The sequence below is a fragment of the Necropsobacter rosorum genome, from assembly GCF_964241405.1.
In the GTDB taxonomy this organism is placed as follows: Bacteria; Pseudomonadota; Gammaproteobacteria; order Enterobacterales; family Pasteurellaceae; genus Necropsobacter; species Necropsobacter rosorum.
Map to the genome: position 1 here is coordinate 74,187 of NZ_CAXSXF010000001.1, position 26,402 is coordinate 100,588.

The following is a 26,402-nucleotide window of genomic DNA, read 5'->3' on the forward strand; positions in this document are numbered from 1 at the left end:
AACCAAGCGGATTAACACTATAAAGCAAGGGCGTTTCGGCGCCTTTGCTTTTTGTTTTCCGACCAATTTATTCCGCCTTCGCCCGTTCGATACGGCGCTGTTCCGCCAGCGCCTGACGGCGGATTTCCTCCTGCGCCTCCCAAGCGTCATAAGCCTGCACCACTTTCGCCACCACCGGGTGACGCACAATATCTTTACTGTCGAAATAATTAAAGCTAAGTTCCGGCACCGCTTCCAGCACTTCAATGGCGTGGCGCAGACCGGATTTCTGGCTGCGCGGCAGATCGATTTGAGTAATATCGCCGGTGATCACCGCTTTGGAATTAAAGCCGATCCGGGTCAGGAACATTTTCATTTGTTCCACCGTGGTGTTCTGGCTTTCGTCCAGAATAATAAAGCTGTCGTTCAGCGTGCGGCCGCGCATATAGGCTAGCGGTGCGATCTCAATTACATTGCGCTCGATTAATTTCTGTACTTTTTCAAAGCCGAGCATTTCAAACAGGGCGTCATATAACGGCCGCAGATAAGGCTCGATTTTTTGTCCCAGATCCCCGGGCAAAAAGCCCAGTTTTTCACCGGCCTCCACCGCCGGACGGGTCAGCAGCACGCGGCGGATTTCCTGCCGTTCCAAGGCTTCCACCGCCGCGGCGACGGCCAAAAACGTTTTCCCGGTACCCGCCGGGCCGATACCGAAACTGATATCATAGCGCAAAATATTATGCAGATACTGAATCTGGTTCGGTCCGCGCGGTTTAATTAAGCCGCGTTTGGTTTTAATCGTGGTGCCGTAAACCCGGCTTTCATCGCTCTGCGCCTGTAGCAGCATGCGGCTTTCCTGAATCGCCATATGCACATCGGACAAATCGATTTCTTTCACTTTGCCGCGAATCGGCGCCGTTTCCAGATACAGACGCTGAATTAATGCCGCCGCACCGGCAATCACCGCCCCATGATGGGATTTTACCTCATCTTCCTGCGATTGTATGGTAAAGGTAAAATTACGGCGGCAAATGTTGAGGTTAAATTCTTTTTCAATCAATTGGATATTTTCATCGAATGCGCCGCAAAGGGCTTGCAGGCGCATATTATCCTGCGGTTCGAGGGTAAATTCCCGGCTCGGTGTTGGTGTCAAAGCATGGTTCCTTAGTTAAGCGTCGCAGCCGCCGGCAGACGGCTTTCATCAGGCTTATTGTAAAAAAGTGCGGTGCGATTTGCTACTGTTTTTAAAACTTGCTAAAAATCCACCGCACTTTTTAGCGCCGTTTGAGCGCCGCTATCATGCCTGTTTCAGACGGCCGGCAAAACATTGCAGAAAATGCAGCATTAAATCGCGATCCGATTCGGCCAGCTCCGTTATCATGCGATGAATATGATGCGTCTGGTCGGACAAGCGCGGACTGCTTTCACCGATCAGATCGGCGGCGGTGCAATTAAAAATCTCCGCCAGTTCGATTAATCTGACCGCATTCGGAACGATAATACCGCGTTCCATGCGCGAGACCGCCTCATTGCCGATCTCCAGTATTTCCGCCACTTGCTCTTGGGTAAAGCCGCATTGCTGGCGATATTTGGCGATGGTTTTTCCGATGCGTTTATTCATTTCGTGATGATTAAAATTCAGTTTCATACAAGCCTCCATTCGACGTTAATAGTGGAGTAATCAACCTGTTTTATTAAGGACTTTTAAATAAGAGATAACAACTTTTTAGGTTGTTTTTACAGCAAGATAGGCTATACTGCCTGTAACGATTCAGTACAAATCGTTGCAAAAATCATATGACCGCGATAATGTCTTATTATTGCACAACCAATCAAAGGAGCATGTCATGGGAAAAACTCTGGATATCATCAACAATCCGCTGACCAATAAAGGCACCGCTTTCACGTTGCGGGAACGCGCCGCACTCGGTCTGACCGGTCGGCTGCCGGCGGCGGTGGAAACCCTTGACCAACAAGTGGCACGAGCTTACAAACAGCTGTCAAGCTATGAAAAAGATATTGAAAAATATATCTTTTTAGATCAGCTGCATAACCGTAACGAAGTGCTGTATTATCGCCTGATTACCGATCATCTGGCGGAAATGCTGCCGATCATCTATGATCCGACCGTCGGCGAAGCGATCAAAAAATGGAGTCGGGATTACCGTCGCTCGCGCACCGTTTATCTGAATGTCAACCGTCCCGAGGATATCAGAGCCTCCTTTGAAACACTGGGATTAGGCGCGGACGAGGTGGATTTAATCGTGGTGTCCGATGCGGAGGAAATTCTCGGTATCGGCGACTGGGGCGTCAACGGGACGGATATTTCCGTCGGCAAACTGGCGGTTTATACCGCGGCCGCCGGTATTGATCCGGCGCGTGTTATCGCCGTCAATCTTGACGTGGGTACCGATAACGAAGCCTTATTGAATGATCCCGCCTATCTCGGCAACCGTCACGCCCGGGTGCGCGGCGAACGTTACGATCATCTGATTAACGAATATCTCAAGGTCGCCGCCGACATGTTCCCGCACGCGTTATTACATTTCGAAGATTTCGGCCCCTCCAATGCGCGCCGTATTTTACAGCAGAACCGCACCCAATACCGCATCTTCAACGACGACATGCAAGGCACCGGAGCGATCGTGATGGCGGCGGTGATTTCCGGCCTGAAAGTCACCAAACAGACTTTTGCCGACCAGCGTTTGGTGGTGTACGGTGCCGGCACGGCGGGTACCGGCATGGCGGATCAGATCAGCGCCGCAATGGAACGCAGCGGCCTTTCACGCGAACAGGCCAAACAGCGCGTGTGGTTAATCGATATTCACGGTCTGGTCACCGATGACATGCCGAATCTGCCTGATTATCAGCAGGAATATGCCCGCCCGGCCGCCGAAGTCGTCGCGTGGCGGAAAGAAGATAACAAGATCGGTCTGTTGGAAGTGGTCAGACAGGTTAAGCCGACCATTTTGATCGGTACCTCCACCGATCACGGCGCCTTTAACCAACAGGTGATTGACGCGCTGTGTGCCGGCGTAGAACGCCCGATTTTATTACCGCTTTCCAACCCGACCGAAAAAATCGAAGTGATGCCGCAGGATGCCGTGCCGTGGTCAAAAGGCAAAGCCTTAATCGCCACCGGCATTCCGGTCGCGCCGGTGGATTATCAGGGAACGACATTCCATATCGGACAAGGCAATAACGCCCTGCTCTATCCGGGTTTAGGTTTGGGCGTGATCGTATCCGGTGCCGAACAGGTTACCGACGCTATGTTGCTGGCGGCCGCCGAAGCCGTGGCAAGTCAGGTCAATCCGCAGGATTTAGGCGCTTCCCTCTTGCCGCCGGTGGATAATCTGCGCGCGTCTTCCGCAACCGTTGCGGTTGCCGTCGCCAAACAGGCGGTCGCCGACGGAGTTGCAACCAAACAATCGGAAAACTGGATACAGACCGTGCAGGATGCCATGTGGCAACCGCTTTATCGCGCCTAACCACAAACCGTCTGCGGCAAGCAGACGGTTTCATTTTTATGCCCAGATTTTACAGGAGATAAAAAATGAAAAACTCAGGTTTATTTATCGCCGGATTACTGTCTTTAATCGGCGGTCTTTTCGCGTGTTTTAATCCGTTCGCCGCCAGCTTAACGGTTGATCTGTTAGCCGGCTGGTTCTTGATCATTTGCGCTGTCGTCATGCTCTATTTCGCTTTCAGCAGTCTGAGCGGACAGGCGAAATGGAGTGAAATTATCATTGCGCTGGCTTATTTACTGCTCGGTTATTTTTTACTGGCGCACCCGCTACAAGGGCTTGTTTCGCTGACGCTCCTGTTCGGGATTATGCTGTTGTTGGCCGGTATTTTTCGTCTCTGCGTGGCAGTTAAACTGCTGCACGGCTACATCCGTTGGATAATGATCGCCTCCGCGGCGTTATCCTTACTGCTGGCCGGTCTGATATTCGCCAATTTCCCGCAATCGGCGGCCGTCACACTGGGATTGATTTTCGCTATTGAGCTGATGTCCAACGGCATTTCTCTGTTGTTCTGGTCATCCGCCGACAGCGTTTAGATAAAAAGTGCGGTGGTTTTTTTTGCAGTTTTTTCGCCCAATCGGCGCTATAATCCCGCATCGTTTTATTCTGAATGCGGTGAACATGATGTTCGCCGTCGCATTAATCCGATAGGAACAGGAGCAAGATTACATTGAGTGTTTATGCGGATAAACTGAAAACGTTCTGCGGGGAAATTTACTGGCGCGAAACGGTGTTGTGCGCACCGGCGATTATTATTGTGCTGGCATTCAGCCTAGATTTGGATCCGACTTCGGCGGTCGTGCTGGTCGGTGCCGCTTTTTCGGTGGGATTCGGCGCCTCCAGAACCTTTGCCGGTTATCGCTGGGGCGCGGTGATCGCCGCAACGCTGGGTATGGCGCTGGCGGCATTTGCCGGCTCGCTGGCCAGCGAACATGCCCTGTGGCTGTTGCCGGTAACGGCGCTGCTGACTGCGGTGTGTGCGTTTCTGACCGGTTATGACAATAATTTATGGTGGATCAGCTTACAGGTGGTGGTCGCCTTTCTGGTCGCCAGTTATTATCCGCAATCTTTCGAACCGGCCTTGCTGCGCGCCGGATTGGTGCTGTCCGGTGGCGGCATACAGTTACTCGGCATGATGTTGTTATCGCTGCTGATCCCGAAAAGTGCGCAGCCGTTACCGGTCGCCGCCACTACGCCGTTAGCGCCGGCCTTGCTGCTGCGCTTTGTGCTGTGTGTGGTGATCGCTGTGATTGCCGCGCTGCTGATGGCGAAACAAGCGGGAATTGCCAACGATTATTGGGCGCCGATGACCGCGCTGCTGATTTTACGTCCGGCGGGCAATGTCACGCTGGCACGCGCGATTAACCGTTTGGTCGGCACCTTATTCGGCTGCGGGCTGGCCACCGTAATTATTTACCTGTTTCATGACGCCTTATTTGTGCTATTGATTTGTCTGACCGTAACCGCAGCCGCCGCATTTTCCATGCAGAAAGCGCATTACGCCTTACTCAGCAGTATGATTTCCGCCACCATTGTCTTTCTGATTGCGCTGGGTTTCGGCGATCCGATTCAAACCACCGAACATCGTTTAATCGCCACCCTGCTCGGCGGGGCGACCGCGCTGGTCATGGGGCGAATTTTCCGTTTATGAGGGTGCAATCGATGCGCTATTCGGCGCATACGCTTACACCGTCTGTTACTCAAGAGGCTTAACTATGGCATTTTTAACCGCACTGGAAAGCGTACTTTCCATTATTCTGATCATCGCCCTGGGCTTTTATCTGCGCCGGCAGGGCTGGTTTGCCGATTCCTTTGCCGCGAATCTTTCCAAACTGATTATGAACATCGCCATGCCGGCGTCCATTTTCATTTCCGTCCTGACCTACTTAAGCCGCGATAAACTGCTTACCTTATCGGACGGTTTGTTTTACGGCGTCGTTTCGGTCGTGATCGGCTATGTACTCGCCTGGCTGATGGTCAAGATGCTGCGCGTACGTCCCGGCCGCCGCGGGGTGTTTATCAACACGATTGTGAACGCGAATACGATTTTTATCGGTTTGCCGCTGAATATCGCGCTTTTCGGCGATCTCAGCATGCCGTATTTTCTGGTGTATTATGTGCTCAATACCGTCTCGACCTGGGCATTCGGCGCCTTGCTGATTGCGCGCGACAGCAGCGAAGCGCAGCCTAATGCGCAGAAACAGGCCTTCAACTGGAAAAAGCTGTTTCCGGCACCGCTTATCGGCTTTTTGATTTCTTTAATCTTTTTACTGGGCGATATTCCCGTGCCGGGTTTTATTCATTCGTCACTGCAATATGTCGGTGCAACCGTGACGCCGCTGTCTCTGATTTACATCGGCATCACCTTATGTGACGCCGGCTTAAACAGCATTCGTTTCGATAAAGACACCCTCGCCGCCCTGTTCGGTAAGTTTGTGCTTTCACCGGTGGTGATGTTTGCGTTGATTATGCTCGGTCAGCACTGGCTGCCGCTGCCGTCAATCGAAGCGAAAACGCTGATTGTACAATCCTCCGTCTCGGCGCTGGCGGTGCTGCCGATTCTCGCCAATGAGGCCAAAGGCGACGTGCGGTTCGCCACCAATGTGGTGACGACCAGCACCATTTTATTTATGATTGTGGTACCGATTGTCGATGCGCTGCTGCAATTGATGCCATAGCGTATCAATCGCAGAACGTGCCTTCGCCTTATTCCGTCATCTTAACTTAAGGATAAGATCATCTTGTATGCCGTTATTTCGTAGCAAATTTCTGTTTTCTCTCCTCGGCGTCGGCATTATCGCCGGGTTGGTCGGTATTTTACTGACGTTGCTGCTGCATCATGTCCAGCACTATGTATTCGACTACGGCTTTAATACGCCGATGTCATTTCGTGAAGGCGTGGAAGATGCCGCGCCCTGGCGCCGTTTCTGGGCGCTGATCGCCTGCGGTGCGGCGGCGGGTCTGGGCTGGATGAGCATTCATCGCTGGGGAAAACCGTTAATCGAGGTTAAAAGTGCGGTCAATAACGGGCAATCGATGCCTTTTGTCACCACAATTAGCCACGCGCTATTGCAGATTATTACCGTCGGCATGGGGTCGCCTTTGGGGCGCGAAGTCGCACCGCGCGAAATGAGCGTCGCCTTTGCCGAACAGTGGTCGCGCCATACCGGACTGAACGCGGAAGAACGGCGTATTTTACTGGCTTGCGCGTCGGGCGCAGGACTGGCGGCCGTTTATAACGTTCCTTTTGCCGCGGTCATTTTTATTCTGGAAACCCTGCTGCTGGCATGGCAGCCTCGACTGGTCGTTAGCGCGTTAATCACTTGCAGCAGCGCGGTTGCCGTCGTCAGAATGGGCTTGGGCGACGGCATACAATATCCGATGACGGATATCCCGTTAAATCAGAATTTCCTGCTGTGGGCGCTGGCGACAGGCCCTTTGCTCGGCTTGGGCGTTTATCTGTTCGACCGCTGTATCGCCGGCCTGCCCGAACTGCCGCGCCGCAGCCCGCGCATGCTGCTGTTCTCGCTGGCAGCGTTCGGATTAATCGGTCTTATGGCGGTGTATTACCCGGATATTCTCGGAAACGGTAAAGCCGGCAATCAATTAAGTTTTCATGCTTTAATCGGTTGGCGGGAAGCGGCGGAGCTGTTGGCGGCCAAATGGTTCGCCGTATTGCTGGCGATGCTGGCGGGGGCTTACGGCGGACGAATTACGCCGTCAATGATGTTGGGCGGCCTGCTGGCGTTTCTCAGCGCCGCGCTGTGGAACGCGCTGTTGCCGGAAATTCCCCTCGGCGCGGCGGCATTTATCGGCGCGGCCGTCTTTTTAGGTTTGGCGCAAAAAATGCTGCTGACCGCCATGGTCTTTATGCTCGAACTCACCCGCCTATCACCGGCTTACTGGCTACCCATGTGTTTATGCACCGCCGGCGCGTTATTGCTGCACCGATATTTATCCACAACGGCATCTCATGCGCCGACCAATCGATAAAAGCATCTCTCGCCGGCGAATCCGGTACGATAAAAAACCGCATGATTAGCATGCGGTTTTTTCTGTTATTTCACTTCCGGGAACAACATGCGGATAACATGTTGCGTCACCCGTCTGGATTGTCCGGCATAAGGGAAAATGTGCATCATCATCATCGGATTGAAATTCGCTTCAATCACGCCCCAAGATGCCAGTGTCGGTTCGGCGGGACGTTTCAGGTCGGGAATGATTAAATCCACCCCGCACACCGCCGCCCCCATGGCTTTGGTAATGCCGACGGCAAGGCGTTTATAACTGTCATGCATTTCATCGGTCATATCAATGCTGTCGCCGCCGGTGCTGATATTGGAATTGGCCCGCAGCTGCACCGACTGACCGTTTGCCGGAATGCTGTCTATCGTCAATCCCTGCTCTTTCAGTTGCAGCCGTTCAATATCCCCCAAGGCGATTTTTTTCAGCGGGGTACGGCTGCCGTCGCCGCGCAGCGGGTGAGCGTTTTTCGCCGCAACCAGTTCCGCCACCGTATGCACGCCGTCGCCCACCACATTGGCAGGCACGCGCAGCAGCACCGCCAGCGTGTCATCGCCGAGCACAAAAAAGCGGTATTCGGTGCCGACCAGATAATCTTCCACCATAATTTCTTTGTCTTCCCGGAAGGCGATTTCTACCGCGGCGGCAAAATCCTCGCGGTGCTGCACGCCCTGCTGGAAAATGGTAATACCCAAACCATAATTGGTGGATTTCGGTTTAATCACGACCGCGCGCCGTTCAAACAGGCTGTAACTTGCCAGCGCCTGTTCCGCCGAGGTAAATTCCACACTCTGCGGCACATTGAAACCGGCTTTGGCCAGCACTTTTTTGGTCACCACTTTATTTTCCATGATCAGCGGCGAAATATAGCTGTCATGTGAGGTCATATTGCCGTTTTTCACATATTCGATATGATCGCCGAATTGCAGGCAAAGGAACTGATCGCGCTCGTCCAGAATTTCCGTTTTGATGCCTTTTTGAATCAAATCGAACAATAATGCCTGCGTGGATAATTCCATATTGTCAAACGCGGAAAGCGCATAAAAACGTTCGAACGCCGCGGCTTTGTACCGTTTTGCCAACGCCGCGCCGAAGCGCTGATAGCCGCCGGCCTGTTCCACCGCCTGCACTAAGCGACCACACAGGGTTTTGTCCGGCTGAGCGAACTGGGTTAATTTTTCTTGTACAATATCCACCGCACTTTGTGGCGCGCCGATATCGTTCAGCATGTCAATCAGGCGCTGTAGCAGCGCTTCGCCTTCCGCCCGATAAGCGGTTTGCGCCAGCGGATTTTCCCACGCCACTTCCGCCAGACGCGCTTTGCCCAACTCCACGCCGTGCTGATCGGCGGTCTCATCCAGCCAGATCATCAGCAGCACAAAATAATGAATGAATTTCGCATCGTTCAGGCTGATGCCGTAAGGCTCGAACGGATTTAAATCGAACAGTCGGAATTCCAGATACTGAATGCCGTTGGTCAGCAGATCGCGGGCTTTCTTGGCGCCACGCAAGCGCACGTTGGAATAAAATTCTTTCTCGGCGATAAGTTTGCCGCTTGTCACCCAATGTTCTAAGGTTTCGACATATTTTGCCACGCTGTCGAAAGACACCACGATTTCCGGCGCATTCACATAACCGTATTGGCTGGAACGCAGACTGCGCACATATTGGCCGGCTTTCAGCGGGGATCCCTGTTTGAAATAATCGGCGTCCACTGTCGGGGTCGCCGACAGTAAATACAGCAATACCCATTGATAGCGCAGAAAATTCTTCGCCATTTTCAGATATAAATCGTTCTGAAAATCCACCGCACTTTGATAGTCATGCTGCGCCTTGAACAAGGCGCGGATCAAATCGGGCGCAAGCTGAAAATTATAATGAATGCCGCTGACCATTTGTTTATTTTTGCCGTAGGATTGCACCAAATGTTCGCGATACGCCACATCGTCGGCGTTATCCAGCTGCGCCACTTTGATCTGCGCCGCCGGCGGCAAGCCGGCCGGCATGCTGAGCGGGAAAATATATTCGTTTTCCGGCAATGAGCGCAGCACCACTTCATGAATGGCGGACAGCCAGCGCAAGCTGTCCTCGATGTTGTTATTCGGCGGTGTGATCAGCTCAAGCTGACTTTCGGCGAAATCCGTCTGAATATAAGGATGATAGGAACGATTACCGAATACGGCCGGGTGCGGCGTAGTCACCACCGAGCCGTCCTCATGCACGCGCTGGCTTTCTTTTTCGATACCGAACGAACCCTGCCGGAATAATACGCCGAGGCGCTGTTGCTTAATTGCTTGTTGAATGTTCATAAGTATCCTTTTAATACTCACAATAAAGGGGAGACCCGCCTATTATTCAGGACAATTCATAAAAACACAAATCGTCCGTTCATCTTGATGCTACGGCGGGTTAGATTTACGGTTGTGTGACGGGGATTAATGCTCTTCCCGGGCGTGATTGATGCTGTATTTCGGGATTTCGACCACTAAATCTTCGTTACCGATTTTACACTGACAGCTTAAGCGGCTGTCCACTTCCAGCCCCCATGCCTTATCCAGCATATCGTCTTCCTGATCGCTGCTTTCGTTTAAACTGTCGAATCCTTCGCGGATAATCACATGGCAGGTAGTACAGGCGCAGGATTTATCGCAGGCGTGTTCGATTTCAACCCCGGCGTCCAGCGCCACATCCAGTAAGTTATCCCCTTCCGCCGCATCGACCACCATACCGTCGGGACACAGCGTTTCATGGGGTAAAAAAACAACTTTAACCATATTTTATTCCTTCAATTTTTCAATATCGTCAATAGAATGACCGGATAAGGCGGCGCGAATCGATTTATCCATACGGCGCGCGGCGAATTCCTGCGTCGCCAGATCCAAGGCTTTAATTCCTTGCTTGATCGCCAGACTGTCATCCTGCTGCTGTAATTGCTGTAACGAAACTAACGCATTTTTAACCGCACTTAATTCCTCATCGTTGAGCAACGCTTCATCCTGTCGCAACGCCGCATACACGCTTTCGATAACCCGCGCCGCTTCCACCCGCTGTTCCGCCAGCAAACGCGCCTGAATATCCTGTTTGGCATTTTCCATTGAGGTTTTCAGCATACGGGTGATTTCATCATCGGTTAAGCCGTAAGAGGGCTTCACCTGAATGGAAGACTGCACGCCGGTGGATTTTTCCATCGCCGTCACGCTCAGCAATCCGTCCGCATCCACTTGGTAAGTAACGCGAATATGCGCCGCGCCCGCCGCCATCGGCGGAATACCGTGTAGGGTAAAACGCGCCAGCGAACGGCAGTCCGCCACCATTTCGCGCTCGCCCTGCACAATATGCACCGACATCGCGGTCTGCCCGTCTTTGAAAGTGGTAAATTCCTGCGCGCGGGCTACCGGAATGGTGGTGTTGCGCGGAATGATTTTTTCGACCAGACCGCCCATGGTTTCAATCCCCAACGACAGCGGAATCACATCCAGCAACAGCATTTCCGCCTCCGGTTTATTGCCGACCAGAATATCGGCTTGAATCGCCGCGCCGAGCGCCACCACTTTATCAGGGTCAATCGAGGTCAAAGGCGGACGGTGGAAAAACGCCTGTACCTGCTCACGCACATAAGGCACCCGGGTCGAACCGCCGACCATCACCACTTTGCGCACCTCTTGCGTGTCGACACCGGCATCTTTCAGCGCGCGGCGACAAGCCGCCAGCGAACGTTTTACCAGCGGCTCAATCAATTGGTTAAACTGCTCAACGGACATTTCGCCCGACCAGTCTTTAAAATGAATCGTGGTTTTCGCGGCGGAACTTAACCGCACTTTCGCCCGATTGGCCGTTTCGATCAGCTGGCGCTGTTGCTGCGCATTGTCAACGCCGAGCGCCGATTGATGCAGGATCCAGTCGGCAATAAGATGATCAAAATCATCCCCGCCCAGCGCCGTATCTCCGCCGGTGGCCAGCACTTCAAATACGCCTTTGGCTAAGCGCAAAACGGAAATATCAAAGGTTCCGCCGCCCAAATCATACACCGCAATCACGCCTTCCTGTCCGCTGTCCAGCCCGTAGGCAATCGCCGCCGCCGTCGGTTCGTTCAATAACCGCAGCACATTCAGCCCGGCTAATTTTGCCGCATCTTTGGTGCTTTGCCGCTGTGCGTCATCAAAATAGGCGGGCACCGTAATCACCGCGCCGGACAGCTCGCCGCCCAGCCGCTGCTCGGCAAGTGCGGTCAGTTTTTTCAGAATTTCCGCCGACACCTCAATCGGGCTGACCAATCCCTGCGCGGTTTGAAATAACGGCAAGCCGTTTTCCGTGCGGGCAAAGGCATAAGGCAGATTCGGATAGCGGCGCTGCACATCTTCCAGGGAGCGGCCGATCAAACGTTTGACCGAAATAATCGTATTGCGCGGGTCTTCGCTGGCCAGTTCGGCGGCTTCATAGCCCACGCGAACCGGTTGATTCGGCTGAAAATTCACAATTGACGGCGTAAGCGGACGTTCCTGTCGGTCGGATAAAATTTCCGTCATCCCGTTGCGCACCGTCGCCACCAGCGAATTGGTGGTGCCTAAATCAATGCCGACCGCGAGTTTCTGTTGATGGGGAGCGGCGCTCTGACCGGGTTCGGCGATTTGCAGTAATGCCATGATTATGTTCTCTAAAATTCTTATGTATCAGTTTATATAATAATGTTCGTCATCCGCCATCGGGCAACGGGATGGCTCAGAATGCCAGCAGCGTTTCTTCAATCCGCTCAATCTCCGCCGTCAGTTTGCGAATAAAACGCAGCCGATCGGTCAGCACCCGTGCCTGCTGCCAGTTTTCCGCACCAAGTGCGGTGGAAAGTTCGCTTAAAATCTCTCTGCCGACCTGTTCGATTTGCGCGGAAAATGCGCTCAGCCGTTGTGAATCCTGCTGCTGTTCGAGCGCTTCCAGCTGTTCGCGCCATGCCATTTGCTGCATCAGAAATGCCATATCGTGATTGGTTTGTTGTTCTGTGTCCTGAGAGCCGAGATGCAGAGCGATAATGCTGTCGGCGCGGGAAATCGGATCTTTCAGAATTTGCAACGCATCGTTGACTTCCGCCGATTTTTGCAGCGCCAGACGCTGCTCCTGTGCCGAACGGTTGGCAAAATTATCCGGATGCAGGGATTTCTGCAACGCCAGATAACGCTGGGAAAGGCGATGCTGATCCAACTCAAAGCTAACGGGTAACGCAAATAATGCAAAAGGATTTGTCATGCCGTTTACCCGCTTACACATTAAAACTTTCGCCGCAGCCGCATTGATCTTTGACATTCGGATTGCTGAACTTAAATCCTTCATTCAGCCCTTCCTTGACAAAATCCAGCTGGGTGCCGTCCAGATAAACCAGACTTTTGCTGTCCACAATCACTTTAACGCCCTGATGTTCAAACACCTGATCATCGTCATTTAACTGATCGACGAACTCCAGCACATACGCCAGCCCCGAACACCCGGAGGTTTTAATGCCTAAACGCAATCCGATACCCTTACCGCGATTAGCCAAAAAGGTTTTTACCCGATTCGCCGCACTGTCAGTTAATGTGATCGCCATAATATTCTCCAAATAGAAGGTAAAATGATAACGCGCGTCTGCTGCGCGCGTATCAGAATAATCAATTACTCGCCTTTTTTCGCTTTATAATCTGCGATCGCCGCTTTAATGGCGTCTTCCGCTAAAATAGAACAGTGAATTTTAACCGGCGGCAATTCCAGCTCTTCCGCAATCTGGCTGTTTTTAATTCCCTGCGCTTCATCTAAAGATTTGCCCTTCACCCATTCGGTAATCAGCGAACTGGAGGCGATCGCCGAACCGCAGCCGTAAGTTTTGAATTTCGCATCTTCAATAATGCCGCTGTCATTCACTTTAATCTGTAGCTGCATGACATCGCCGCAGGCCGGCGCGCCGACCATGCCGGTACCGATATCCGCCGCTTTTTTGTCAAACGAACCGACATTACGCGGATTTTCATAATGATCGATGACTTTGTCGCTGTATGCCATATTTCTTTCCTTTCCTACATGTGTATCAAAAACAATAAGCCGAATTTAAATTATCGCGCCGCCGCGTTACAGGCTTAAACCTTAATGGTGCGTCCATTCGATGGCGCTTAAATCCACGCCGTCTTTATACATATCCCACAGCGGGGATAATTCGCGTAATTTTTGCACCGCACTTTTGACCAGATTAATGGTGTAATCAATCTCTTCCTGCGTGGTATAGCGTCCCAGCGTAAAACGAATCGAACTGTGCGCCAGTTCGTCATTCAGCCCGAGCGCACGCAATACATAAGACGGTTCCAGACTTGCCGAAGTACAGGCGGAGCCGGAAGACACCGCGATATCGCGCAGCGCCATCATCAGGCTTTCGCCTTCCACATAATTGAAACTGATATTTAAATTGTTATCCACCCGATGTGTCATCGAACCGTTGACATAGGTTTCTTCAATGTCTTTCAAGCCGTTATACAAGCGATCGCGCAGCGCTTTCAGACGCGGCATTTCGGTCGCCATTTCTTCCTTGCAGATACGATAGGCTTCGCCCATGCCGACGATTTGGTGTACCGGTAAGGTGCCGGAACGCATCCCGCGTTCATGGCCGCCGCCGTGGATAATCGCCTCCAGACGGATACGCGGTTTACGCCGGACGTATAACGCACCGATGCCTTTCGGCCCGTACAGTTTATGGCTGGACATGGACATTAAATCCACCTTCAGTTCCGCCAGATTAATCGGCAGTTTGCCCACACTCTGAGTGGCGTCCACATGAAACACTACCCGTCGTTCGCGGCAGATTTCGCCGATTGCGGCAATATCCTGAATCACGCCGATTTCGTTATTGACGTGCATGATCGACACTAAAATGGTGTCGTCACGCATCGCCGCTTTCAACTCGTCCAAATCAATCAAACCGTCCGACTGCGGGCTTAAATAGGTTACTTCGAAACCTTCACGCTCCAGCTGACGGCAGGTATCCAGCACCGCTTTATGCTCGGTTTTGCAGGTAATGATATGTTTACCTTTGGTCTGGTAAAAATGCGCCGCACCTTTCAGCGCCAGATTATCCGCCTCCGTCGCGCCGGATGTGAACACAATTTCACGGCTGTCGGCACCGATCAGATCGGCGATATGATTACGCGCCACATCCACCGCTTCTTCCGCCTGCCAGCCGAACTTGTGCGAACGGGAGGCCGGATTGCCGAAAGTGCCGTCGATGGTTAAATAGTCCATCATTTTTTTCGCCACCCGTTCGTCCACCGGACACGTCGCCGCATAATCTAAATAAATGGGTAATTTCATTATCAACTCCTAAAAAACACTTTATTTTTTACCGCACTTTTTGCTAGCGGTTATTTATTAATCATCACTAAATTGTCAAAATCCTGATGGGTCTGTTTATGCTTCACATGATGTTTATCCACCAGTTCCGCCAGCGTAATATCGTTCAGGAAATCTTCAATGCGCTGGCTTAATTGTTCCCATAAGGAATGGGTCAGACATTGCTTGCCGCCCTGACAGTCGCCCTGCCCCAGACAGCGGGTCACGGAAATATTTTCGTTGACGGCGGAGATAATCATGCCGATGGCAATATCGTCGGCCGGCAGCCCCAACTGATAGCCGCCGCCGGGGCCGCGCACGCTTTTTACCAGACCGTGACGGCGCAATTTGGCAAACAATTGTTCCAAATAAGAAAGGGAAATATGTTGCCGCTCGGAAATATCGGCCAGACTGACAGGACCGTTTTCAGCATTGAGGGCAATATCTAAAATTGCGGTGACAGCATAACGACCTTTGGAGGTTAATTTCATCTTCTATTTTCCTTCTTATCAATCAATGGCGATATATTACATAACCAACTAAATTAGTCAACTATTGCGCCGGCTTATTTCAGCCTTTTTTCTACCGCACTTAACATGCCGTGCAAAATATTCAGCTCGTTGCGCTCAATTTGCGCCCGTTGATATAACCGTCTTAATTTCGGCATAACGCCTTGATTCTGAATGAAACCCAGTTGACGATAAAGCCGTTCGGTATGGGCGAAAAAATATTCCAGCGCCTGCGCGTCCGGATAGATATTCTCTATCGCTGAAAGTGGCGATTGCTGTTGTATTTTATCCGTCGCGCGCCATGCGATTCTCAGCTCATAAGCGACCAGCTGCACTGCCATGGCCAGATTGAGCGAAGAATAATCGGGATTGGCCGGGATCGTCAGATGATAACGGCATTTCAGCAGTTCATCATTGGTCAATCCGCTGCGCTCACGTCCAAATACGATCGCCACGTTTCCCTGCCGGGCATGAAAAATGGCTTTTTCGGCGCACTCACGCGGCTCAATCAGCGGGGTTTGCACATGGCGCAGGCGCGCGCTGGTGCCGATCACTAACGAACAGCCGGCAATCGCGTCGGCAAAATCGTTGACCTGCACGGCGTTGTTCACCACATCCTCCGCACCGGCGGCCAAGGCGATAGCCTGCGCATCAACCCGTTGTTTCGGCGCCACCAGATATAAATGCGCCAGCCCCATGGTTTTCATCGCCCGCGCCGCGGAGCCGATATTGCCGCTATGCGACGTTTCCACCAGCACAATTCGGATATTTTCCAACATATCATTATCGTATTATCTGACCTCAAATTGTGGATATTCTATCACAATACCCTTTAAATTTAGTCAGGAATTTTAAAATTTTCTGTAAGTTCTCGCTTTTCAGTGAAAAAATCACTATAATCAGCGCTCTTAACTGTTCTTTAAAATCTGGTGGAAATCTATGAATCCAATGTTAAACATCGCCATTCGTGCGGCACGAAGAGCGGGCAATATTATTGCTAAAGGTTATGAACGCCGCGATGAAATTCAAACCACAAGCAAAGGCAAAAATGACTTTGTCACCAATATTGATAAGGCTTCCGAAGCGGCTATCATCGAAGTCATTAAAAAATCTTACCCCGAACATACCATTATTACCGAAGAAAGCGGTGCGCTGGAAGGCAAAGACAGCGAAGTACAATGGATCATCGACCCACTGGATGGCACCACAAACTTTATTAAAGGTTTACCGCACTTTTCCGTTTCTATCGCAATCCGGGTGAAAGGCCGCACCGAAGTCGGCGTGGTTTACGACCCGATGCGCAATGAATTATTCACCGCCGTTCGCGGCGAGGGCGCGAAACTCAATGAACTGCGTCTGCGCGTGGACAACAAACGCGACTTACAGGGCACGGTGTTAGTCACCGGCTTTCCATTCAAAAAACCGACATTAATGCCGATTCACTTCGCCATGATGAACAGCCTTATTAGCGAAGTTGCCGATTTCCGCCGCACCGGCTCCGCCGCACTGGATTTATGCTATGTGGCCGCCGGTCGGGTGGACGGTTATTTCGAAATGGGTGTGAAAGCCTGGGATATTGCCGCCGGCGATCTGATTGTGCGCGAAGCCGGTGGCTTGGTGTGCGATTTCAACGGCGGGCATAATTACCTGACCGCCGGCCACATCGTCGCCGCACCGCCGCGTTTGGTCAAAGCGATTTTAGCCAACATCCAGCCTTGTCTCGGCAACGATTTTAAAGGCTAATATTACAATTTCTTTCGTCTTACAAATGCTGAATAACGGCCTGTCATTCAGCATTTTTTCTATAAAATTGAAGAAGATAATTCCGCCCTCCGCCCACAGAATAACCCCTAACCACAATATAAAAGTTCAAAGCCCGATGTCAGCTACCCCTTTCTTAGTAGCTTTTTCCATCCAGATCAAAAAAACAGTAAATTAATAAAAATCTTCATTGTGTTATTGATGAAAAGCTTTACTATTTTCACGTTTTTAATAACCGACTTTTTTGGTCAATTATTTATCTGTTAGGAGTGATTTTTATGTATTGCATTCAATGTGAACAAACCATGCGCACCCCGGTCGGCAACGGCTGCAGCTACGCACAGGGCATGTGCGGAAAAACGGCGGAAACATCCGATTTACAGGATCTGCTGGTCGCAGTATTGCAAAGCCTGTCCGCTTGGGCGCTACAGGGACGGGATCTGGGCATTATCGACAATGAAATCGATGCCTTCTGCGCACAGGCATTTTTCTCCACCTTAACCAACGTCAACTTCGACTCACAACGGATCATACAATATGCCCGCCAGGCGCAGGATTACCGTGACGATCTTATCCGCCGCTGTCGGGCGATTAACCCCAGCATTGAAGTAAAACATCCGCTGGCGCATCTGACATTACAAGGCGACAGCATTGCGCAATTAACCGCACAGGCGGCGGATTTCGCGTTAAATTCCGATCGCGCGGAGATCGGCGAAGAGGCGCACGGTGTGCGGATGCTGTGCCTATACGGTTTAAAAGGCGCGGCGGCTTATATGGAACATGCTCATGTTCTGGGCAAATCCGACAATGAAGTGTACCGCCAGTTCCACGAATTTATGGCTTGGCTGGGTACTCAACCGAGTGATCTGGGCGAATTACTGGACAAAGCCCTGGCGATCGGCAACATGAATTTTCAGGTGATGGGGCTGTTGGATCAAGGCGAAACGGAAGCCTTCGGCAATCCGGTGCCGGCTACGGTCAACGTAAAACCGGTCGCCGGCAAATGTATTCTGATTTCCGGCCATGATCTGAAAGATTTAAAAGCGCTGCTGGAACAAACCGAAGGTACCGGCATTAACGTTTATACGCACGGCGAAATGCTGCCGGCGCACGGTTATCCGGAACTGAAAAAATATCCGCATTTAGCGGGCAATTACGGCAGCGGCTGGCAGAATCAGCAAAAAGAATTCGCCAAGTTCCCGGGGCCGATTATCATGACCTCCAACTGTATTATCGACCCGAATGTCGGTCATTATGCTGATCGTATCTTTACCCGCAGCATCGTCGGCTGGCCGGGCGTGGCGCATATTGAAGACCGCGATTTCGCGCCGGTGATCGCCAAAGCGCAGGCGATGTCCGGTTTTCCTTACAGCGAACTGGAACACCGCATTACCGTCGGTTTCGGCCGTCAGACCCTGCTGGACGCCTCCGATGCGGTAATCAACATGGTGGCGGAGAAAAAACTGCGTCATGTCTTTTTAGTCGGCGGCTGCGACGGCAGCAAAGGCGAACGCAGCTATTACACCGATTTTGCCCGCCAAGTGCCGCAGGATTGCGCTATTCTGACCCTCGGCTGCGGAAAATACCGGTTCAACAAGCTGGATTTCGGCACTATCGACGGTTTACCGCGCCTGCTGGATGTCGGTCAGTGTAACGACGCCTACTCCGCCATTATGCTGGCGGTCAATCTGGCGCAGAAACTGAATGTCGGCGTCAACGAATTGCCGCTGACGCTGGTGTTATCCTGGTTTGAACAAAAAGCCATCGTGATCCTGCTCACGTTGTTGGCGCTGGGGGTGAAAAATATTTACACCGGCCCGACCGCACCGGCGTTTCTGAATGATAATGTGATGACGCTACTGAACCAGAAATTCGGCTTACGCGGTTTAACCACACCGGAACAGGATATGGCCGAAGCATTGGCGAAATAATCAATCAAAGTGCGGTGATTTTTTCAGCGGTTTTTAAACCGCGTCGGCACTGAAAAATAAGCCGAAAACGCACCGCACTTTAATCAGGAAAGGATCATGTCGGAAAATCAAAACCCTTTATGTTACAACCAGATGCAAGTGCATTCGGTGATCAAAGAAACCGATGACGTTTATACCATCGAACTTATCGCGCAGGATTTCTACCCCTATCAGCCGGGCCAGTACGCGCTGGTCAGTATCCGCAATACGCCGGATATTGCCCGCGCCTATACGCTGTCTTCCTCGCCGGGATTAAGCCGTTTTATCACGCTGACCGTGCGCCGCATTCAAGACGGCGTCGGTTCCAACTGGCTGACCTCGGAAGTGAAAGCCGGCGATCAGCTCTGGCTGTCGGATCCGATGGGCGAATTTACCTGCGCCAAAATTCTCAGCGACCGTTATCTGCTGGCCGCCGGCGGCTGCGGGGTGACGCCGATTATGTCGATGACCCGCTGGCTTTTGAATAACCGTCCGGATGTCGAGGTGGTGGTGCTGTACAGTGTGCATGCGCCGAAAGATGTGATCTTCAAACGCGAGTGGGAGCAATTACGTCAGCAGTTTCCGCAACTGAAACTGTTTATCAATGCCTCGGTCGATGCGCAACCGGGTTTTCTGTCCGGCCGGGTCAGCCGCGAAATGCTGGCGCAGCTGGTACCGGATATCGCCGATTACAGCGTGCTGACCTGCGGCCCGCAAAGTTATATGAATGATTTGCAGGCCATGACGCAAGCGCTCGGCGTTGCGCCGGAGCGCTTCTTTCTGGAGCAGTTCCATGCCGCGGCGGAAAACTGCCTGCTGGATAACAGCAAGCAGGTGACCTTAACCCTCTCCAATCCGGTGCCGCAGAGTTTTTCCGTGCCGGTGGGCATGACCTTACTGGCGGCGCTGGAAGAACATAAAGTGCCGGTGATTGCCGCCTGCCGTTCCGGGATCTGCGGTTCCTGCAAAACGCGGGTAAGCGGCGATTATGAGGTGTCCACCAACGGGCCGCTGACCGAAGACGAACTTCAGCGCGGCTATGTGCTGGCTTGCAGCTGCCAGCTGAAAGGCAATGTCACCGTAGATTTGCTGCCGGATTAACCCGTTTTAGCCAACCCAAAGCCGAAGCCGCCACGCCTCGGCTTTTGCATTTCAAGCGTTCGGTTAAACGCAAAGATAATCCATAATACTTTGTGCCGCCTCGCGTCCTTCGGCAATGGCGGTCACCACCAGATCCGAGCCGCGGGTAATATCACCGCCGGCGAAAATTTTCGGATTGGCGGTTTGCTGTTTTAACTCGCCGCAAGTCTCGATACGTCCGCGTTTATCCGTCGTAACGCCCACCGACGCCAGCCACGGCATGGCGTGCGGTGCAAAACCGAATGCCACGATCACCGCATCGCAAGGAATCACCGTCTCACTGCCGGCAATCGCTTCCGCACGGCAACGCCCGTTAGCATCCGGCTCGCCCATACGGGTCTGTAATACGCTAATTCCGGTCACTCTGCCCGCCGCATCACTGCACACCGCCACCGGTTCCGCTTCAATCCGCACCGGTTGGGCGTTAAAGCGAAATGCCACGCCTTCTTCTTTCGCATTCTGATATTCTTTTTTAGACCCCGGCATATTGGCGGCATCGCGCCGATAAATGCAGGTTACTTCGGAGGCATGCTGACGAACCGCCGTGCGCACGCAATCCATCGCCGTATCCCCGCCGCCGAGCACCACCACCCGCTTACCGGCCATGCTGACATAATCCGCTGCCTCAAAGCCGAGCAAATGCTGCGTGTTGCCGATTAAAAACGGTAATGCGGAATACACTCCTTGCGCCGTTTCGCCGGCGATGCCCGCCGGCATGCCCTGATAGGTGCCGACGCCGAGAAACACGGCATCATACTGAGCGGCCAGATCCGCCAGCGCAATATCTTTGCCGATTTCCACCCCCAGTTCGAAACGGATACCCATCTCGCTGAAAATCCGACGGCGGCGGGTCATCACGCTTTTTTCCAGTTTAAAGGCCGGAATGCCGAAGGTCAGCAGCCCGCCGATTTCCGGCTGACGTTCATACACCGTCACCTGCACGCCGTTGCGGATAAGCACGTCGGCACAGCCCAATCCGGCCGGGCCGGCACCGATCACCGCCACTTTTTTACCGCTGTCCGGCACGCCGGAAAGATCCGGTTTCCAGCCCATTTCAAAGGCCTTTTCGGTAATATATTTTTCCACATTGCCGATTGTCACCGCGCCGAATTCCCCGTTCAGCGTACAATCGCCTTCGCACAGGCGATCCTGCGGGCATACCCGGCCGCAAACCTCCGGCAGACTGTTGGTGCGGTGCGCCAGTTCCACCGCATCGAAAATACGCCCTTCGTGCGCCAGACGCAGCCAGTCGGGGATATTGTTATGCAGCGGACATTTGTGCTGGCAATAGGGATTGCCGCATTCCAGACAGCGATCCGCCTGCGAAACCGCCTGCGCATCGCTGAAAATCTGGTAAATCTCAATAAATTCGTTCACTCGGCTGTGCAAGGGAATTTTCGACGGATCCACACGGGGTAAATCAATAAACTGGTAAACATTATCACGGCTCATTTTTTATTCCTTCATTCTGTTACGGGTTAGCCGGAAAGTGCGGTCGTTTTGACGAAAGTTTTTAAAAATTAACCGCACTTTTCCGCCTTTTCGGTGTTATTGAATCACGGCGCGCAATTCATTCTGGGTACGCCGTTTATGCCCGAGCAGGGCGTCCACTTCATTGGCTTTCGGTTTCACCAGCACGAATCGCGTCATATAATTATCCCAATCGGCCAAAATCCGCTCCCCGATTGCACTGCGGGTCAGCTCCACATGGCGGGAAATCAGGCCGCGCAAATGTTCCTGATGGGTCGGCAAATCGGCAATACTTAGCCCTTCCACCAGTTCCGGGTTAATGCGTCCGCGGAATTTGCCGTCCGTATCCAGCACATAGGCGAATCCGCCGGTCATGCCCGCACCGAAATTAATGCCGGTTTTGCCCAGCACGGTCACCACCCCGCCGGTCATATATTCGCAGCCGTTGTCGCCGATGCCTTCCACCACCGCCAACGCGCCCGAATTACGCACCGCAAAGCGTTCGCCCGCCCGTCCGGAAGCGAACAATTCGCCGCCGGTGGCACCGTATAAGCAGGTATTGCCCGCTATCACGGCATCTTCCGCCTTAAAGGCCACGCCGTTATGGGGTTTAATGACGATACGTCCGCCCGCCATGCCTTTGCCCACATAATCGTTGGCATCACCGGTCAGGCTCAGATTTACGCCGCCCGCCAGCCACACGCCGAAACTTTGTCCTGCGGTGCCGGTCAGACGAATATGAAATTCCTGCAACGGATTACCGCGGTTGCCGTAACGTTCGGCAATCAGCCCGGATAAGGCGGCGCCGACGGAACGATCCAGATTGCAGATATCGAAAGTCAGTTCCGCACATAAACCGCTGTCGAAGGCCGCTTTGCTTTGCGCCACAATCGCCTGATTGAGCCGCCCCGGATCAAACGGCGGATTGGACTGGGTGCAATACCGGCTGCTGCCGGCCGGCACTTTCGGCGCATACAGCAGTTTGCTTAAATCCAGTCCCCGCTGCGCGCCGGTTTTGCCGTGGATAATTTCCAGCAGGTCGGTGCGTCCGATTAAATCCGTCAGTTTCGCCACGCCCAATTGAGCCAGAATTTCACGCACATCCTGTGCGATGAATTTAAAATAATTCATTACTTTTTCCGGCACGCCGTGATAATGCTGACGGCGCAGTGTATCGTCCTGCGTCGCCACGCCGGTGGCGCAGTTGTTCAAATGGCAGATCCGCAGATAACGGCAACCCAGCGCCACCATCGGTGCGGTGCCGAAACCGAAACTTTCCGCCCCCAGAATGGCCGCTTTGACAATATCCAGCCCGGTTTTCAGCCCGCCGTCCACCTGTAGGCGCACTTTATGGCGCAAATTGTTTTCCACCAGCGCCTGCTGCGCTTCCGCCAGCCCCAACTCCCACGGCGAACCGCAGTATTTCACGCTGGTCAGCGGGCTGGCGCCGGTACCGCCGTCATAACCGGCGATCGTAATTAAATCCGCATAAGCTTTCGCCACACCGGTCGCAATCGTACCGACACCCGGCAGCGACACCAGTTTGACCGAAATCAGGGCGCGCGGATTAATTTGCTTCAAATCGAAAATCAGCTGCGCCAGATCCTCAATAGAATAAATATCGTGATGCGGCGGCGGAGAAATCAGGGTTGAGCCCGGCACCGCATAGCGCAACTGCGCAATATAAGGGGTGACTTTATCGCCCGGCAGCTGACCGCCTTCGCCCGGTTTCGCACCTTGCGCCACCTTAATCTGAATCACTTCCGCACTCATTAAATAGGCCGGTGTGACGCCGAAACGGCCGGAAGCCACCTGTTTGATTTTAGACACTTTTTCCGTGCCGTAGCGTTTCGGATCCTCACCGCCTTCACCGGAATTGGAATAACCGCCCAGCCGGTTCATCGCCGTCGCCAGACCTTCATGGGCTTCGGGGCTTAACGCGCCGATAGACATGGCGGCACTGTCAAAACGTGGATACAGATTTTCCGCCGCTTCCACCTCCTCAAGGGCGATAGGCTGTCTGCCCTCGCTTTTCAGCCGTAACATATCGCGGATTGTGGTTATCGGGCGCTGGTTCACTTTGTCGCGGAATACGCAGTATTCGGCATAATCGCCCGAATTCACCGCCGCCTGCAACGCATTGACCACCTCTGGGTTATAGGCGTGGTATTCGCCTTGCGGTTTAAATTTCAGCAAACCGCCGATATCCAGATCCTGACTGTGACGCCAGGCGCGTTTACGACTCACGCTTAACTGACGCTGTATTTCCGCAAATCCTGCCCCTTCAATCCGGCTGGTAATTCCCGGCAAGCAAAGTGCGGTGATTTCTGCGCTTAAACCGACCACTTCAAACAGACGGGCGCAGCGATAAGAGGAAATACAGGAAATGCCCATTTTGGACATGATTTTATATAAGCCTTTATTGATTCCGTTGCGGAAATTCGCAGTGACCACCCGCAGCGGCTTGCTGATCGCGCCGTGCTGCACCATTTGATACAGGGTTTCATAGGCCAGATAAGGATATACCGCGGTGGCGCCTAAGCCGATCAACACCGCAAAATGGTGCGGATTGCGCGCTTCCGCCGTTTCCACGATGATATTGGTATCGCAACGCAGATTGGCTTCCACCAGACAGCTTTGCAACGCGCCCACCGCTAACGCACTCGGAATCGGTTGTTTGTGCCGATCAATATAACGGTCGGAAATAATTAACAGCACCGTTTTGTCACTCACCGCCTGTTTGGCCTGTTCACACAGACGTTCAATCGCCTGTTTCAGGTCGATTTCATCGGGATTATAAGTGGCGTCTAAAATACTGTGTCGATAATGATCCGGTGCTAAACGCAGAATTTGCTGCATATCGGAATAGACCAGCACCGGCGATTTAAAATTCACTCGCTGTGACATGCCTTCCGCCTCAAAAAAGACACTCATTTCGCGCCCGATACTGGTTGCCAGACTCATCACATGCGCTTCACGCAACGGATCAATCGGCGGATTGGTGACTTGGGCGAAATACTGACGGAAATAATCGAACAACAGACGCGGGCGCTCGCTCAGCACGGCAAACGGTGTGTCGTCGCCCATAGAGCCCACCGCTTCCTGACCGTTTTCCCCCAGCACGCGCAACACGTTTTCCAGCTCTTCGCGATGATATAAAAACTGTTTCTGGTAAATTTTTAAGGTGGCTTCGTCCAGCGTTCCTTCGCCCACTTCATTTTCCGGCAGCTGTTCAAACGGAATCAGGCGCTGCACATGTTTATTCAGCCATTCACGATAGGGATGACGGGCGCGCACTTCGTTATCGATTTCATCGGAATGCAGCACCTGCCCTTTACGGGTATCGATCACCAGCAACTGCCCCGGGCCGACCCGTCCTTTTTCCACCACTTCGTCGGGCGCGTAATTCCAGATCCCGACTTCGGAGGCAATCGTAATCAGACGATCTTCGGTAATCACATAACGCGCCGGGCGCAAACCGTTACGGTCGAGATTACAGGCGGCATAACGGCCGTCGGATAAGACGATCCCGGCCGGGCCGTCCCAGGGTTCCATATGCATGGAGTTAAAATCGTAAAAGGCGCGCAGATCGTCGTCCATATCCGGATTCTGCTGCCATGCCGGCGGTACCAGCAAGCGCATGGCGCGAAACAAATCCATGCCGCCGCTGACGAATAATTCCAGCATATTATCCAGCGAACTCGAATCCGAACCGGTTTCGTTCACAAACGGCGCCGCACTTTGCAGATCGGGAATTAACGGCGTGCGGTATTTGTAAGCCCGCGCGCGCGCCCAGGCACGGTTGCCGGAAATAGTATTGATTTCGCCGTTATGAGCCAGATAACGAAACGGCTGCGCCAGTTTCCAGCGCGGCTGAGTATTGGTGGAAAACCGCTGATGAAACAAACAAATCGCGGTCTGCATGCGTAAATCCGCTAAATCCAGATAGAATTCAGGCAAATCTTTCGGCATACACAGACCTTTATACACAATCGTCTGGTTGGAGAAACTGCAAATATAAAAATCGGGATGTGCAATGCGTTTTTCGATGCGGCGCCGCGCAACAAATAAGCGGCGCTGCAAATCCTGTCCCCGCCAGCCGCTCGGTGCGTTAATAAACACCTGTTTGATCAACGGCATATCCGCCAGTGCGATCTCACCGAGTACCGACGGATTGGTCGGCACGTCGCGCCAGGCCGGAATGCCTAAGGTTTCTTCGGTTAATTCCTGTTCAATAATCGCCATATATTGCTGCGCCAGCACAGCATCCTGCGGCAGAAAAATCTGTCCCACGCCGAAAATTTTAGCCAGAGAAAAACCGTTTTCCGCCGCCACGGTACGGAAAAAACTTTCCGGCATTTGCAGCGACAGACCGCAGCCGTCACCGGTTTTGCCATCCGCTAAAATGGCGCCGCGATGCTGCATGCGGGATAAACCTAAAATCCCGTTGCGCACGACTTTATGGCTCTGCACGCCGTCAATATTTGCGATCAGACCGAAGCCGCAGTTTTCCCGTTCGAACGAACGGTCGTAGAGTTTTGTCATCATCACTTCCTATAAATCATTGTTGTTTTTGTTATATCAAAATCTAATCCGCGCCCCTTGAGGCGAACAGTTAGGATTTTAAATATAAACAATAAAAAAACAATCTTATATAGAAATAATTTTGAAAAAACTTTTATTTATTAGATTATTTTCAATAAAAATAG

21 protein-coding genes are annotated in these 26,402 nt (G+C 52.5%); 8 read left to right on the top strand and 13 right to left on the bottom strand.

What is annotated here, in order from left to right; all coding sequences use genetic code 11:
- Positions 1-67 precede the first annotated feature (67 nt).
- Together ACESOH_RS00345 and ACESOH_RS00350 are read right to left on the bottom strand one after the other, a co-directional pair.
- Positions 68-1,084 carry a PhoH family protein gene (locus ACESOH_RS00345; RefSeq protein ID WP_373099837.1) on the bottom strand — a complete coding sequence of 339 codons (1,017 nt, stop codon included), beginning with the start codon at positions 1,082-1,084 and terminating at the stop codon, positions 68-70.
- Positions 1,085-1,276: 192 nt separating this feature from the next.
- Positions 1,277-1,627 (bottom strand): helix-turn-helix domain-containing protein, encoded by a 351-nt coding sequence (locus tag ACESOH_RS00350; protein ID WP_032091865.1) that lies wholly within the window; start codon positions 1,625-1,627, stop codon positions 1,277-1,279.
- A gap of 199 nt (positions 1,628-1,826) precedes the next feature.
- On the opposite strand from ACESOH_RS00350, the gene ACESOH_RS00355 reads away from it, so the two are divergent.
- The 5 genes from ACESOH_RS00355 (at position 1,827) to ACESOH_RS00375 (ending at position 7,496) form a co-directional block, all read left to right on the top strand.
- Positions 1,827-3,467 carry an NAD-dependent malic enzyme gene (locus ACESOH_RS00355; RefSeq protein WP_373098927.1) on the top strand — a complete coding sequence of 547 codons (1,641 nt, stop codon included), beginning with the start codon at positions 1,827-1,829 and terminating at the stop codon, positions 3,465-3,467.
- 65 nt (positions 3,468-3,532) lie between these two features.
- Positions 3,533-4,039: an HdeD family acid-resistance protein gene (locus ACESOH_RS00360; protein WP_373098929.1), complete on the top strand. Its 507-nt coding sequence runs from the start codon at positions 3,533-3,535 to the stop codon at positions 4,037-4,039.
- 134 nt (positions 4,040-4,173) lie between these two features.
- Positions 4,174-5,154 (top strand): FUSC family protein, encoded by a 981-nt coding sequence (locus ACESOH_RS00365; protein WP_373098930.1) that lies wholly within the window; start codon positions 4,174-4,176, stop codon positions 5,152-5,154.
- A 64-nt stretch (positions 5,155-5,218) separates the two neighbouring features.
- Positions 5,219-6,181, top strand: coding sequence for an AEC family transporter (locus ACESOH_RS00370; RefSeq protein ID WP_373098932.1), 963 nt, complete (start codon positions 5,219-5,221; stop codon positions 6,179-6,181).
- 67 nt (positions 6,182-6,248) lie between these two features.
- Positions 6,249-7,496 carry a chloride channel protein gene (locus ACESOH_RS00375; RefSeq protein WP_373098933.1) on the top strand — a complete coding sequence of 416 codons (1,248 nt, stop codon included), beginning with the start codon at positions 6,249-6,251 and terminating at the stop codon, positions 7,494-7,496.
- A 65-nt stretch (positions 7,497-7,561) separates the two neighbouring features.
- Here ACESOH_RS00375 and gshAB read toward each other — a convergent pair whose 3' ends face one another.
- From gshAB to trmJ, 9 genes are all read right to left on the bottom strand, one after another.
- Positions 7,562-9,835 carry a bifunctional glutamate--cysteine ligase GshA/glutathione synthetase GshB gene (gshAB, locus tag ACESOH_RS00380; protein ID WP_373098935.1) on the bottom strand — a complete coding sequence of 758 codons (2,274 nt, stop codon included), beginning with the start codon at positions 9,833-9,835 and terminating at the stop codon, positions 7,562-7,564.
- A 126-nt stretch (positions 9,836-9,961) separates the two neighbouring features.
- Positions 9,962-10,300: an ISC system 2Fe-2S type ferredoxin gene (fdx, locus tag ACESOH_RS00385; RefSeq protein WP_032091859.1), complete on the bottom strand. Its 339-nt coding sequence runs from the start codon at positions 10,298-10,300 to the stop codon at positions 9,962-9,964.
- Positions 10,301-10,303: 3 nt separating this feature from the next.
- Positions 10,304-12,169, bottom strand: a complete 1,866-nt coding sequence (gene hscA, locus ACESOH_RS00390) for a Fe-S protein assembly chaperone HscA (protein ID WP_373098936.1) — start codon at positions 12,167-12,169, stop codon at positions 10,304-10,306.
- A 76-nt stretch (positions 12,170-12,245) separates the two neighbouring features.
- Complete coding sequence (gene hscB / locus ACESOH_RS00395) at positions 12,246-12,764, bottom strand: Fe-S protein assembly co-chaperone HscB (RefSeq protein ID WP_373098937.1); 519 nt, start codon at positions 12,762-12,764, stop codon at positions 12,246-12,248.
- A 13-nt stretch (positions 12,765-12,777) separates the two neighbouring features.
- Positions 12,778-13,101: an iron-sulfur cluster assembly protein IscA gene (gene iscA, locus ACESOH_RS00400; RefSeq protein ID WP_032091857.1), complete on the bottom strand. Its 324-nt coding sequence runs from the start codon at positions 13,099-13,101 to the stop codon at positions 12,778-12,780.
- Between the two features lie 65 nt (positions 13,102-13,166).
- Entirely contained in the window at positions 13,167-13,550 is a 384-nt protein-coding gene (iscU, locus tag ACESOH_RS00405) for a Fe-S cluster assembly scaffold IscU (RefSeq protein WP_032091856.1), read from the bottom strand.
- An 81-nt stretch (positions 13,551-13,631) separates the two neighbouring features.
- Positions 13,632-14,846 carry an IscS subfamily cysteine desulfurase gene (locus ACESOH_RS00410; RefSeq protein WP_032091855.1) on the bottom strand — a complete coding sequence of 405 codons (1,215 nt, stop codon included), beginning with the start codon at positions 14,844-14,846 and terminating at the stop codon, positions 13,632-13,634.
- 50 nt (positions 14,847-14,896) lie between these two features.
- A complete protein-coding gene (gene iscR / locus ACESOH_RS00415; RefSeq protein ID WP_032091854.1) occupies positions 14,897-15,355 on the bottom strand; it encodes a Fe-S cluster assembly transcriptional regulator IscR in 459 nt (152 codons plus the stop codon).
- 74 nt (positions 15,356-15,429) lie between these two features.
- Positions 15,430-16,152: a tRNA (cytosine(32)/uridine(32)-2'-O)-methyltransferase TrmJ gene (gene trmJ, locus ACESOH_RS00420; protein ID WP_373098938.1), complete on the bottom strand. Its 723-nt coding sequence runs from the start codon at positions 16,150-16,152 to the stop codon at positions 15,430-15,432.
- Positions 16,153-16,312: 160 nt separating this feature from the next.
- On the opposite strand from trmJ, the gene suhB reads away from it, so the two are divergent.
- From suhB to hcr, 3 genes are all read left to right on the top strand, one after another.
- On the top strand, positions 16,313-17,116 hold the full coding sequence (gene suhB, locus ACESOH_RS00425; protein ID WP_373098939.1) for an inositol-1-monophosphatase: 804 nt from the start codon (positions 16,313-16,315) through the stop codon (positions 17,114-17,116).
- Positions 17,117-17,412: 296 nt separating this feature from the next.
- Complete coding sequence (hcp, locus tag ACESOH_RS00430; protein WP_373098941.1) at positions 17,413-19,065, top strand: hydroxylamine reductase; 1,653 nt, start codon at positions 17,413-17,415, stop codon at positions 19,063-19,065.
- A 96-nt stretch (positions 19,066-19,161) separates the two neighbouring features.
- Entirely contained in the window at positions 19,162-20,184 is a 1,023-nt protein-coding gene (gene hcr, locus ACESOH_RS00435; RefSeq protein ID WP_373098942.1) for an NADH oxidoreductase, read from the top strand.
- Positions 20,185-20,247: 63 nt separating this feature from the next.
- Here the strand turns inward: hcr and ACESOH_RS00440 are convergent, their stop codons facing one another.
- Entirely contained in the window at positions 20,248-21,675 is a 1,428-nt protein-coding gene (locus tag ACESOH_RS00440) for a glutamate synthase small subunit GltD family protein (RefSeq protein ID WP_373098944.1), read from the bottom strand.
- A gap of 96 nt (positions 21,676-21,771) precedes the next feature.
- Positions 21,772-26,238, bottom strand: a complete 4,467-nt coding sequence (gene gltB / locus ACESOH_RS00445; protein ID WP_373098945.1) for a glutamate synthase large subunit — start codon at positions 26,236-26,238, stop codon at positions 21,772-21,774.
- Positions 26,239-26,402: the final 164 nt, after the last annotated feature.